The following is a 12,489-nucleotide window of genomic DNA, read 5'->3' as shown; positions in this document are numbered from 1 at the left end:
CCCGTATGTCTGAAGGAGATAAGTCCATGGCCCTGACCGGTACCACGATCGACGACGTCAAGGCGGTGCTGGTGTCCGTCCTCGGCATCGAGGACCGCGCCGCGACGATCGACGCCGGCACCCAGCTTCTCGGCAACCTGCCCGAGCTGGACTCGATGGCGGTGCTGGAGCTGGTCGCCGCCCTGGAGGAGAGGTTCGGGGTGACCGTCGACGACGACGAGGTCACCGCCGAGGTGTTCGACACGCTCAGCTCGCTGGCCGCCCTGATCGACTCCAAGGTCGCCTGACGCGCCACCCGCCGAGAAAGAAGGCCCACACCCTCGCGGGTGCGGGCCTTCTTCAGTTACCCGCTCAGTCGTTCGGCTTGAACTTCACGTCGACCCAGAAGTTGTGGTTCGTCGCGGTCTGCGGGAACCCCTCCCCGGCGCGGAAGACACCACCGTTGGCCGGTACGTGCAGCGGCGGGTGGTCGAAGCCCTGGCCGGCGAACTGGTTCAGGTTCACCGCGTACCGGCCGGTGGACGACCAGTACGACACCGTGTACGTCTCGCCCGGCGTGATGGTCACCGCCGGGTTGAACGTGATGCTCTGCCATCCGGAGGCCGTCTCGTTCGTGAACGGCCCGCTGCCCACCGCGGTACCGGCGCTGTTCCAGACCGTGCCGGTGTGGATGCCGGTGTTCTGCGGGCCCTTGTAGAACCGCATCCCGGTGACCTTGCCCGCGACGTCCGACGTGAACTTCACGCCGACCTCGATCGAGTCGGTGTCGTCCCAGTTGGCGTGGTCCGGGGTCGCGTCCGGCGCGAAGATACCGACCGTGCCGGCGCCGGCGGTCGGTGTCGGCTCCGGATCCGGGTCCGGGCCGGAGCCCGCGTCAGCCACGAACAGCGGGTCGACCCAGTAGTTGGTCGCGCCGTACGAGGCCGTCGGCCAGGCGTTCGCACCGTACCGGTAGACGCCGTTGGCGGTCGTCGCCGGTGTGGTCAGCGGACCCCGGGTCCACAGCGAGTTGAAGAACCCCGGTGTGGCCGAGTAGCGGCCCTGCGGTGCGTGGTACGACACCGTGTAGGTCGTCCCGGCGGTCACCGTGATCGCCGAGTCGAACCGGACGTCCTGCCATCCGGACCCGGTCTCACCGGAGAACGTCGCCCGCGCCATGACGCCACCGGTCGGTGACCACAGGGTCCCCGTGTGCGTACCGCCGTTGCCCGGTCCTTGGTAGAAGCGCACCCCGACCACCTTGCCGTTCTTGGTGGGGGTGAACTTGACGCCCAGCTCGATCGCGCTGGTGTCGCTGTCCGCCGCCACGGCCGGCGTGGCGTCGTCCGGGAACAGCGTGTGGATCGCGGCGGACGCGTCGGTGGTGAACGACCACACCGTCGGCTCGTCGCTCGGTGTCCCGCCGGTGTCGCTGGCGAGGACGGTGGCCGTGTACTTCGTCGACACCTCCAGGGGCACGCTCGGCGAGAACGTGACCCGCTTGGCGTCGGCCTCGTAGGAGAACGCGCCGGGTACGACGACCCCGGCGGCCGTCTTCAGCCCGAACTCGATCGTGGCCGGGTCGAGCGGCCGGCTGAACTTCACCGACGGTTCAGCGCTGACCGGCACGACAGTGGCGTTGTTCACCGGCGACAGGGAGACCGGTGCCGGTGCGCCCTTGTCGGCGGAGATGAACGTGACGTCCACGTAGTAGTTCGTGGCGTTGTAGGAGTGCGTCGGGAAGCCCTGGTTGTAGGCGAAGACGCCGTTGCCCTGGGTGAGCGTCGCCTTCGGCACGTTCAGCGGCGACGAGTCCACCCCGGTCAGGCTGAACGCCGCGCCGTCGGCCGCGTAGTGCCCGTTCGGTGCGGTGTACGACGCGACGTAGACGGTGTTCTTGGTGACCGGCTCCGGGTCCTCGAAGACCAGCTTCTGCCAGCCCGCGCTGCTCTCACCGGAGAACGAGCCGGTGGCCAGCCGGTCGCCGTCGGCCGACCAGAGGCTTCCGGTATGCGTACCGGTGTTGCCGGCGCCCTTGTAGAAGCGGATGCCGGTGATGTAGCCGTCGTCGGTCGCGGTGAACCGGATGCCCGGCTCGATCGCCGCGGTGTCGTCCACCGCGGGCTCGGCCGGCACCCGGTTGCCGAAGATCGTGGTGGGTCCGCTGAGCTTCAGCGTCACCACCGTCGACGGCTCCTGGATGTTGGCGCTGTCGTCGATTGCCCGCACCCGGACCGCCTGGAGTCCCGCGCCGGTCGTGTAGAAGCTGTACGACCAGGACGTGGTCCCGTCGGCCGGGTGCCAGCTGGCGCCCGAGTCGGTGGAGACCTCGACGCCCGCGACCTTGCCGCCGCCCGCGTCGGTGGCCGTGCCCTGCAGGGTGACCTGCGAGCCGTTCGTCACCTTCGTGTTGTTCGCCGGGCTCGTGATGGTCACGGCCGGCGCCTGCGCGTCGTTCGACTCGGTCGTCGCGTGCAGGGTGCTCATCAGCGTCAGCGGCTGGGCGTCCATGTCGGCGAGCAGGTTGACGGTCGCCTGCTGCATCTTCTTGTCAGCCGGCTCGACCACGCCGTCGTGCTTCTCGTCCAGGCCCCAGGCCCACTGCACGGTGCCCGCACCGAAGACCAGGGCGCCGCTGGCGGCCTTGTACATCGTGAGGTGGTGCGTGGTGGTGCCACCGGTGGTGGTGTTGCCGAAGTCCAGCAGATACTCCGGGGTCGGCCCGGTCGTCGTGGACAGCCGGATCAGGCCCGGCGGGCGGAAGCCGTTGTCCAGGTCCTCGTCGGATTCGTAACCGATGGTGTGCGGCGCCAGCGTGGCCGTCGTCCCGGAGGCGAGCTCGTCCAGGCCGGTGTGCCGCCACAGGCGCAGCTTGCCCTGCTCGGCAGGCACCTTCAGGGCCAGGTCGGTGTAGTTGGCCATGTAGGCGGTGCCGGTCAGCGCGTTCTCCGGCAGGCCGCCGCCGTTCTCCTGGGTGGCGAACCGCGGGTCACGCCAGGTGCCGGTCCACTCCGGGGAGGTCTCGTCGATCTTCGCCTTGCCCCAGGTCTCCTTGTAGCAGACCAGGGTCCGGTACGGGGTGCCGTTGCCGTCCTTGCTGGTCTCCCAGCGGGTCCGCCAGTAGACCTCGTTGCCGCTGAAGAACGCCAGGTTCACCCCGGCGTCGCGGGCCGCCTCGACGTGGGCCCGCTGTGCTCCGGACCAGTACTCGTCGTGGCCGACCGAGAGGAACGTCTTGTGCCGTTTGATCAGCTCGCCGTGCCGGTCGGTGTCGACGTCGGTGGTGTAGCTGACGTCGTACCCGTTGCGCTCGAGGAACCGCAGCATCGGATATTCGTTGCTGAACAGGAAGTCCCGGCCGGAGGCCGCGCCCCGGGTCGCGAACGGGCGGTTGTAGCTGAGCTTGAGCGCCCGGCCGTTGACCGGCGCGTCGTAGAAGTCGGCGCCGCCGTACAGGTTGTAGGCCTGCCAGGTCGCGTCGGAGGTCTTGAAGTACAGGTCCGAGGTGCTGGCGTCGTTGCGCACCACGAACGTGATGTGGCTGGCCTCGGTGGTGGTGATGTCCGTGCGCTTGAGCCGGGCGATGTAGATGCCGGAGACCTGGCTGGCGGGCACGTTCCAGTGCGCCGAGACGTGCCAGTTGCCGCAGTCGAGCAGCTGGAGGTCCTCGTCGGAGACGCAGTTCTCCGGCTGCGGCGTGGTCACCACCGGCTCGACGTCGGTGATGAAGCGGGCGCCGTCGCCGTCGTACCAGCCGAGCCGGTAGACCTTGATGGTGTACGACGAGGCCTCGGTCTTGACCTTGAAGTCGATCCGCTGACCGGAGTTCACGCTGATGTCGGTGGCGAAACCCTGGATCGTGTGGTCACCGGCGCCGTCGATCTCCCACTCGGAGGAGGCGTTGCCGTCCTTGGCGTTTTCGCAGACGATCGGGTTGGTGTCGCAGGCCTCCGCGGCGGCGGGCATGGAGCCGCCGATCAGCGAGGCCGACACCAGGCTCGCGGCGACCAGGCCGGCGAGCAACGGTTTCTTGAACCACCGTCGTGGTCGGCGGATCAAGTGTCGATCTTCTGACATCGGGGCGCCGGCTGCCCCAGGTACCACCGGCTTCGCCCCCACATTGTCCATTTCTGCCGGACACCAACCTTTCAAAAGAAATCAAAACCGCACGATTCGCCGGTGGGTAGCCGGTGGTGCGTCTGGAAAATAGAAGATCGAGCGTTGCTCAAACATCGGTGAGGGCTTCCAACATGGACGCCACCCGGATGTTTTGGATCATCCGTTCGGCTGCATCGGATCCTATAAGTGGTCTCTTACCTCACCGAACGACGGCCGGGGACCACGCATCGCTGATCAGCACTTCCGGCTTTCCGGAACCGTCGGCCGGCACCCGCCAGACGTCGCTCGACGCCGAGCCGTCGGCCGTACGCGACAATCCATAGACAATCGTGGAATCGTCGAGCCACTCGGCCTGATCGTCCACATTGCGGGTTTCCGCGAGCACCGTTTCCGTTCCGGTCCGAAGGTCGTAGACGGCCAGGCGCCACTTTCCGGCCGGCAGGTCACCGTGCTTCTTGAAAGCGATCCGCGTCCCGTCGGGGGAGAGCGAGGGACACTCTACGTCGCCGCGGATCGAGGTGACCGTGCGCCTGCTGAGACTGCCTTCCACGAGCCACGTCCGGCCGCCGGACGCGGCGGTGGCGTAGAAGCGGTCGTTGTCGCCGGTGAACGTGACACCCCAGAGGTTCTTGTCCGCGGCGCCGAGCACCCGGCCGTCGACGACCAGCTTGAACTTCTCGATGTCGCCGACGACCTCACCGTCGGTGCGGGTCACGACCGTCCGGGTGGAGAACTGTCCCGGGTTGGCGTAGGAGTCACCGAAGACGAACGTGGTGGTCGCGACCAGTGAGCCGTCCCGGGACAGCCTGGCCCGGCTCGGCAGCCCGGTCAGCGGAAGGTCCCGGATCGGCGCCCAGGAGCTGTCCAGCAGCTGCGCCCGGTACGTGGTGACCAGCCCACGTTCCGCGGACAGGCAGATGGCGTCCTCGCGTGTCGCGTACACCCGCTCGCAGGAGACCGGTGTGACCGCGCGGGGCCCGGCCGGGTCGCTCAGCGGCACCGCCGCCACCTGCCCGTACCCCTGGCCCAGCGCCGTGCTGCGGAAGACGATGTGCGGCTGGGTGCGCAACGACGCCAGGTCGCCGCCCTGCGCCACGGCCGGTGCGGAGGCCAGCGTGGCGGCCTGGTCCTGCCGGACCTGCCACACGTAACCCACCGAGCCGAGCAGCGCGAGCACCAGCACCGCGGCCAGCAGGGTGATACGCAGCCGGGCACTCACGCGGCAGCCTCCGCCCGGTCGATGCCGCGCAGCAGCAGGCCGATCGCCGGGATCGCGACGGCCAGCAGGCCCGCGAACAGCCACAGCGACCAGGTCGGCCCCCGCAGGCTCCACAGCAGGCCGAAGGTGAGCGACGACGCGAACCGGGCCAGCGCCACCACGGTCTGCGCGGCCGCGATGCCGCTGCCCCGCGCCTCGGCCGGGATCAGGCGGCTGACCAGGGCGGGCAGCACCCCGTCGGTGGCCGCGTAGAAGACACCGAGCAGGAGCAGGACACCGAGGGTGAGGCCGATCCCGCCGGCCGGCAGGGCCGCGAGCAGATAGGCGCTGAGCAGCGCGCCGTGCCCGGCCACCAGCACGCGGGCCCGGCCCACCCGGTCGGCGAGCCGGCCCATCGGCACGGCCAGGGCCAGGTAGGCGATGTTCGTGCCGACGTAGAGCAGCGGGAAGTAGATGGCGGCGAAGTCGTCGCGCTCCTGCAGGGCGAGATAGAGGAAACCGTCGCCGACGGTCAGCAGGCCGAGCACACCGGCGGCCAGCAGCGGGCGGCGCAGGGAGCGGCCGGCCACCGCGCGCATGGTGCGCCGCAGGCCGATCCGGGCGGTGCCGGCGGCGGTGCGAAGGTTCGGCACGAACAGGACCAGGACCGCCACGCCGACCATGGCGAAGGCGAACGACACCACCCAGATCGAGTCGTAGCTGCCCGGAACGGCGGCCAGCAGCGCGAACGCCACCAGTGGGCCGAGGGCCGCCCCGATCGTGTCCAGCGTGCGGTGCACGCCGAACGCGCGGCCCAGCGTCTTCGGGTCGGACGCCTCGGCGATCAGCGCGTCGCGGGGAGCCGTACGCAGCCCTTTGCCCAGGCGGTCGGCGGTCACCACGGCGGTGATGGCGGCGAAGCCGGTGGCGGCGAGCATGGCGATGCGGCTGAGCGCCGATACGCCGTACCCCAGCACCGCCACCCACTTGGGCTGACCCCCGCGGTCGCCGGCGTAGCCGCCGGCGATCCGCAGGAACGCACTGACGCCCTGGTACATGCCGTCCAGGAAGCCGTACGCGACCGGGCTCAGCCCGACCGCCGCGGTGAGATAGAGCGGCAGCACCGACGCGACCATCTCCGAGGAGACATCGGTCAGCAGGCTCACCACGCCGAGCAGCACGACGGTCGAGGAGACGCGCTTGACGGTGCGGCCGACCGGTGGTTGATCGCCTGCGCCAGGCCGGTCGCGCAACGTCACATACACGGTGGAGTCCTAACTAGCTGTGCAGAGCGGTGGTCAGTGCCTCGGCCACCCGGGCCTGCTGGTCCGGGGTGATCTGCGGGTAGATCGGCAGGGACAGGATCTGCGGTGCGACGACCTCGGCGTTCGGGAAGGACCCGCCCAGCGCGGCGAACGCGCCGGTCCGGTGCACCGGGATCGGGTAGTGGATGGCCGCGCCGACACCCGCGGCGTTGAGCTTGGCCAGCACGTCGTCACGGTTCGGGACGCGGACGCAGTAGATGTGCCAGACGTGCTCGTTGCCGTCCAGCGTCACCGGCAGCACCACGTCGTCGAGACCGGCCAGCAGCTCGTGGTAGCGGGCGGCGGCGGCCCGGCGGCGCTCGTTCCACCCGGCGAGCCGGGCCAGTTTGGCGCGCAGCACGACCGCCTGGAGGCCGTCGAGCCGGCTGTTCACACCGACCAAATCGTGGTGGTACTTGCGGAGGCCGCCGTGGCTGCCCAGAGTCCGGACCGTGGTCGCCCACTCCTCGGAGGCGGTGGTGACCGCGCCCGCGTCGCCGTAGGCGCCCAGGTTCTTACCCGGGTAGAAGCTGGTGGCGGCGATCCCGTCCACGCCGGAGCCGGCACCGTGCCGGGTGGCGCCCTGCGACTGCGCGGCGTCCTCGACGATCACGACGTCGCGGTCACCGAGGCCGGCGCGCAGCTGCTCGACCGGGGCGAGCTGACCGTAGAGGTGCACCGGCGCGATCGCCCGGGTGGCCGGTGTGACCGCGGCGAGCGCGGCGTCGACGTCGATGAGATAGGTGTCCGGGTCGCAGTCGACCAGCACCACCGTGCCGCCGGTGCGGGCGACCGCCTCGGCGGTGGCGATGAACGTGTTCGCCGGCAGGATCACCTCGGTGCCGGGGCCCACGCCGACGGCCTTGAACGCCAGCTCGAGGGCGTCGGTGCCGTTGGCGACGCCGACGCAGTGCGGCAGGCCGGAGAAGGCCGCGTACTCCTGCTCGAACGCGGCCACCTCGGCACCGCCGATGAAGGCGGTCTCGGCGATGATGCGCTTGAACCCGGCTTCGACCTCGTCGGCCACCTCGGCGTGGGCGGCGGCCAGGTCGACAAGCGGGATGCGGCTCATGGGACTCCTTTTAAAGTTTGCGCAAGAAACGAGCGGGGTTGCCGGCCCAGACCTCGGCCGGCGGCACGTCGTGCAGCACCACCGCGCCCATGCCGACCAGCGACCACGCGCCGACGGTGACGCCCTCGCGGATCAGGGCGCCGGCACCGACGTACGCGCCGGTCGCCAGGACCGCCCCGCCGCCCAGCCGGACGCCGGAGGCGATGGTGGCGTAGTCACCGATCCGGTCGTCGTGGGTCAGCACGGCCTGCGGCATGACCGCCACGTGCGCACCCACGATGACGTCAGCGGTCAGCACCGCCCCGGCGAGCAGCACGCTGCCCGGTCCGACGGTGCTGCCCGCGCCGACGTCGGCGCCCGGGTGCACGACGGTGGCCCACCGGCCGTCGGGCAGGCCGAGCCGTTCGACGATGCGCTGCCGCGCGGTGAAGTTGCGCGGGTTGCCCACGCACACCACGACGGCGGCATCGGATGTCAGCACGCTGTCGACCGGGCCGAGGATCGGCAGGCCGGAGCGGACGGTCCCGTGCAGGGCGAGGTCGTCGTCGACGAAGCCCCGCACCTGCCACCCGGCGGCGGCCGCTGCCGAGGCCGTCTCCCGGGCGAAGCCGCCCGCTCCGACGATGACCAGGTCTTTCACCTGCCGGCCAGCTCCCGCAGGACACCGACGATGTGCTGCTGGTCGTCATCGGTCAGTTTGTGGTGCAGCGGCAGGATCAGCGACTCGCGGGTGATCCGCTCGGTCACCGGCAGTGGTGCCGAGGTCATCCCCGCGTAGGCCGGTTCCAGGTGGGCGGCCATGATGCCCCGCCGCGCCGACACGCCCCGGGCGGCCAGCTCGGTGAGGACCTCGTCGCGGCTCACCGGGAAACCGTCGAGCAGCACCCAGAACGACTGGTAGTTGGTCTGCCCGTACGCCGGGTCACGCACCGGGACCAGGCCGTCGATGCCGGCCAGCAACTCGTGGTAGCGGGCGGCGAGCTCGCGGCGCTGGGCGACCAGACCGGCCAGGCGGCCGAGCTGCACGAGCCCGACGGCCGCCTGGATGTCGGTCATCCGGTAGTTGTAGGCGGTCTCCAGGTAGGCCTCGAGCACCGGCTGCTTGCTGGCGTGCCGGTCGGCGGCGGACACGTTCATGCCGTGCTCGCGGAGCCGCTTGAGCCGGGCCGCGTCGTCCGGCGAGTCCACGGTGACCATGCCACCCTCACCGGTGGTGATCAGCTTGCGCGGGTGGAAGGACCAGGCCGCGATCCGGGCGCCGGTGCCGGTGGGCTGACCGTACGCCGTGGAGCCGGCCGCACACGCGGCGTCCTCGACCAGGCCGATGCCCCAGTCGTCGGCCGCCTTGCGCAGCGCGACCGTGTCGAACGGCACGCCGCCCTGGTGCACCGCGATGACCGCCCGGGTGCGCGGGGTGCGCACCGCGTCGATCGTCTCGGTGGTGACGTTGCCGGTCGCCAGGTCGACGTCGGCGAAGACCGGCGTCGCACCCACGTAGCGGACTGCGTTGGCGGTCGCGATGAACGACAGCGACGGCACGATCACCTCGTCGCCCGGCTGAATGTCGAGCAGTACCAGGGCCAGGTGCAGGCCGGTGGTGCAGGACGACACCGCGACGCCGTGACCGGCGCCGACGGCGGTTGCGAAGTCGGACTCGAAGCGGGCCACCCGCGGGCCCTGCGCGACCCAGCCGGAGCGGACCGCCTCGGCCGCGGCCTGCGCCTCTTCCTCACCCAGCTGGGGAATCATCACCGGGATCATTTGGACGACCGCCACCAGTCGACAAGACCCTCCAGGCCCTGGGTGAGGCTGAGCTCGGCCTTCCAGCCCAGCCGGTCGAAGGCCGCGCTGGTGTCGGCCAGCCGGCGCGTCACGCCGTTGACCGCACGCGCCGGACCGTGCTCGGGAGCCAGGTCCGACTTCATCACCGCGCTGAGCGCCGCGGCCAGGTCCTTGAGGCTGGTCTCGGTGCTGCTGGCGATGTTGAACACCTCGTCGGTGACGTCGGCGCGGGCGGCCAGGATGTTGGCGCGCGCGATGTCCGCCACGTGCACGAAGTCCATCGTCGCCAGGCCGTCACCGAGGATCAGCGGCGGCTTGCCCGACGCGATGCGCTCCATCCAGCGGATCAGCACCTCGGTGTAGAGGCCGTGGATGTCCATCCGCGGGCCGTACACGTTGAAGTAGCGCAGCGCGACGTAGTCCAGGCCCTTCATGGCGTGGAAGCTGCGCAGCGTCGCCTCGTTGAACGCCTTCGCCGCACCGTAGAACGTGTCGTTGTTGTACGGGTGGTGCCGCTCGGTGGTCGGGAACTCCTCGGCCAGCCCGTAGACCGACGCCGACGACGACGCGATGAGCTTCTTGACGCCCGCCTCGGCAGCCGCCTCGATCACGTTGAACGTGCCGTCGACGAGCACCTCGTTCGCGAGCCGCGGCTCCTCCGCGCACTGCGTGATGCGGATCGCGGCCAGGTGGAAGACCAGGTCCTTGTCCGTCGTAACCGAACGCACGAGATCAACATCGCGGATGTCGCCCTCGACGAGACGAACCGGGCCATTTGCCAGCGCCCACTCCAGATTGTCCCGCCGGCCACGGACGAAGTTGTCCAGGACCACGATCTCGGCGGCCCCGCCGCGGACCAGTTCGTCGACGACGTGCGAGCCGATGGTGCCCGCTCCGCCGGTGACGAGAGCGCGTGCGCCCTCGATCTGTACGCCAGTCACGCCACGTGCCCTTCGTTGAGCTTGATCATGGTTCCGCCTTCGGCCAGGCTGCGCGAGGCGGCCTGCAGGATCTCCAGCACCCGCAGCCCGGACCGGCCGTCGGTGAGCGCCGGCGTGCCGGTGGTGATGGCCCGCGCGTACTCGTCGACCATGGTCCGCAATGCCTCCCGCTCGGTCAGCGCCGGGGCCACCATGTCGCCGGACCGGTACGAGATGAGAATGTCGCGCCGCTGCTCGTCCTCGAGCTCGTCCGGCGAGGCCACGTCGACACCCCTGTCGTACAGGGAAAGCCGCTGGCTGGGGTTCAGGTCGTCCCACACCAGCGTCCGCTTCGAACCGCCGATGATCGTGGTGCGAACCTTCACCGGCGACAGCCAGTTGACGTGGATGTGCGCGATCGAGCCGTTGCTGAGCTGCAGGGTGAGATAGGCCACGCAGGCCCGTCCGGCGCCGATGCCGTCGGCACCGTGCGCGGCGACCGCGACCGGGCGCACCTGCGGCGGAAGCACGAAGTCCAGGATCGACAGGTCGTGCGGCGCCAGGTCCCACACCACGTCGATGTCGCGCTGGACCAGGCCCAGGTTGATCCGCACCGAGTCCAGGAAGTGCAGTTCGCCCAGATCGCCGGCGTGCAGCATCTCGCGGATGCGCAGCACCGCCGGGGTGTAGCAGTAGGTGTGGTCGCACATCAGCGTCAGCCCGCGCCGGTCCGCCTCCTCGACGAGCAGGAGGCCCTCCTCGTGGGTGGCGGCCAGGGGCTTCTCGACCAGCACGTGCTTGCCGGCCTTCAGCGCGGCCACGGCGACCGGCAGGTGGGTCCCGGCCGGGGTGGCGATGGCGACGGCGTGCACCTCGGGATCGGCCAGGACCTCGTCGAGGTCGGCGGAGACCTTGACGGTGGAGTAGCCACCGAGGACCCGCTCGGCGCGCTCGACGTCGAGGTCGCACAGCCACTGCAGCCGGAAAGCCGGGCTGCCCTGGAAGTTGCGGACGAGGTTGGGGCCCCAGTAACCGGCCCCGACGACAGCGATACCGATCGGGTTGCCGGGAGCGGGAGGCGGAGGAGTCACAGACATCCGTTTCGTCTGGAAGCCGCAGCTTCGTCGGGAGTTCGGCCACGTCGATGTCGTTCCTGCATGAAGTGGATCGTGCATGGTGGAGGGTGCCGACGCGGCTCCGCCGGAACGCTATCGATACGTCGCCGCCTGCCGCCAGGCTGCTGACGGAATTCCGGCGAAGCCGGGAGGGTCACGCGATACCTTCGGCCATAACCGATGCACCGCTCGGCCAGCGGGCATGCCGCCCAACGGACCGACTTATCGGCCGCCGTCGCCTTCCTGACACCGCTGCGATCATGATCACGTCTACCCTGACCGCTCATCGAACGGCCCATCGTCACGGCCATCGAGCGGCCTTCGAACGGCCGTCGAACCGCCGGGAAGGACCACCATGACCGAGGCAGTGCCCGCCCGCGACGGCGTGACTGTCGCACCCACCGCCGACGTCGACCCGCGGGCCGAAATCGGCCAGGGCACGCGAATCTGGCATCTCGCCCAGATCCGCGAGGGCGCCGTCCTGGGCACCGGCTGCAACATCGGCCGCGGCGCCTACATCGGTCCCGGCGTTGTCGCCGGCGACAACGTCAAGCTGCAGAACCACGCACTCGTCTACGAACCGGCCCGCCTCGGCGACGGCGTGTTCGTCGGGCCGGCCGCCGTGCTCACCAACGACGAATACCCGCGAGCCGTCACCCCCGACGGCCGCCTCAAGACCGGCGACGACTGGACAGCTGTCGGCGTCACCATCGGTGACGGTGCCTCGATCGGCGCACGTGCCGTCTGCATCGCCCCGGTCACCATCGGACGATGGGCGCTTGTTGCCGCCGGTGCGGTGGTCACCAAGGACATTCCCGACTTCGCCCTGGTTGTGGGCGTTCCGGCACGCCGCGTCGGCTGGGTCGGCCGGGCGGGGCATCCGCTCACCGCGAAAGGCGACGGCGTGTGGGTCTGCCCGCAGACCGGCGCCGAATACACCGAGAGCGACGGGCGACTGGCAGAGAAGAACCTTTGAGGGTACGAGACACGAACAGTCCCC

General features: G+C 70.2%; 10 protein-coding genes. 2 read left to right on the top strand and 8 right to left on the bottom strand.

What is annotated here, in order from left to right:
* Positions 1–26: 26 nt before the first annotated feature.
* Positions 27–287, top strand: a complete 261-nt coding sequence (locus tag ACFQV6_RS33160; RefSeq protein WP_378031594.1) for an acyl carrier protein — start codon at positions 27–29, stop codon at positions 285–287.
* Positions 288–351: 64 nt separating this feature from the next.
* On the opposite strand, the gene ACFQV6_RS33155 is transcribed toward ACFQV6_RS33160, so the two are convergent.
* The 8 genes from ACFQV6_RS33155 to ACFQV6_RS33120 all read right to left on the bottom strand — a co-directional run bounded on the left by ACFQV6_RS33155 (position 352) and on the right by ACFQV6_RS33120 (position 11,471).
* Entirely contained in the window at positions 352–4,038 is a 3,687-nt protein-coding gene (locus tag ACFQV6_RS33155) for a DUF4082 domain-containing protein (RefSeq protein WP_378031593.1), read from the bottom strand.
* A gap of 259 nt (positions 4,039–4,297) precedes the next feature.
* On the bottom strand, positions 4,298–5,317 hold the full coding sequence (locus ACFQV6_RS33150; protein WP_378031592.1) for a TolB family protein: 1,020 nt from the start codon (positions 5,315–5,317) through the stop codon (positions 4,298–4,300).
* Positions 5,314–6,561, bottom strand: a complete 1,248-nt coding sequence (locus ACFQV6_RS33145; protein WP_378031591.1) for an MFS transporter — start codon at positions 6,559–6,561, stop codon at positions 5,314–5,316. Before ACFQV6_RS33145 ends, ACFQV6_RS33150 begins: the two co-directional genes overlap by 4 nt.
* A 13-nt stretch (positions 6,562–6,574) precedes the next feature.
* On the bottom strand, positions 6,575–7,672 hold the full coding sequence (locus ACFQV6_RS33140) for a DegT/DnrJ/EryC1/StrS family aminotransferase (protein WP_378031590.1): 1,098 nt from the start codon (positions 7,670–7,672) through the stop codon (positions 6,575–6,577).
* A gap of 10 nt (positions 7,673–7,682) precedes the next feature.
* The gene (locus tag ACFQV6_RS33135; protein ID WP_378031589.1) at positions 7,683–8,312 is read right to left on the bottom strand and encodes an acetyltransferase; all 630 of its coding nucleotides are present in this window, start codon (positions 8,310–8,312) and stop codon (positions 7,683–7,685) included.
* Complete coding sequence (locus ACFQV6_RS33130) at positions 8,309–9,421, bottom strand: DegT/DnrJ/EryC1/StrS family aminotransferase (protein WP_378031588.1); 1,113 nt, start codon at positions 9,419–9,421, stop codon at positions 8,309–8,311. Before ACFQV6_RS33130 ends, ACFQV6_RS33135 begins: the two co-directional genes overlap by 4 nt.
* Positions 9,422–9,429: 8 nt before the next feature.
* Positions 9,430–10,395, bottom strand: a complete 966-nt coding sequence (locus tag ACFQV6_RS33125; RefSeq protein ID WP_378031587.1) for an NAD-dependent epimerase/dehydratase family protein — start codon at positions 10,393–10,395, stop codon at positions 9,430–9,432.
* Positions 10,392–11,471 carry a Gfo/Idh/MocA family protein gene (locus ACFQV6_RS33120; RefSeq protein ID WP_378031586.1) on the bottom strand — a complete coding sequence of 360 codons (1,080 nt, stop codon included), beginning with the start codon at positions 11,469–11,471 and terminating at the stop codon, positions 10,392–10,394. The genes ACFQV6_RS33125 and ACFQV6_RS33120 overlap by 4 nt, the downstream gene beginning before the upstream one ends.
* A gap of 373 nt (positions 11,472–11,844) precedes the next feature.
* On the opposite strand from ACFQV6_RS33120, the gene ACFQV6_RS33115 reads away from it, so the two are divergent.
* The gene (locus ACFQV6_RS33115; RefSeq protein WP_378031585.1) at positions 11,845–12,465 is read left to right on the top strand and encodes an acyltransferase; all 621 of its coding nucleotides are present in this window, start codon (positions 11,845–11,847) and stop codon (positions 12,463–12,465) included.
* The last annotated feature ends 24 nt before the right edge of the window (positions 12,466–12,489 follow it).

This window comes from Actinoplanes sp. GCM10030250 (genome assembly GCF_042666575.1).
GTDB lineage: Bacteria > Actinomycetota > Actinomycetes > Mycobacteriales > Micromonosporaceae > Actinoplanes.
Note: the sequence above shows the minus strand (reverse complement) of the source record. Positions and strands in the feature narration are given on the sequence as shown.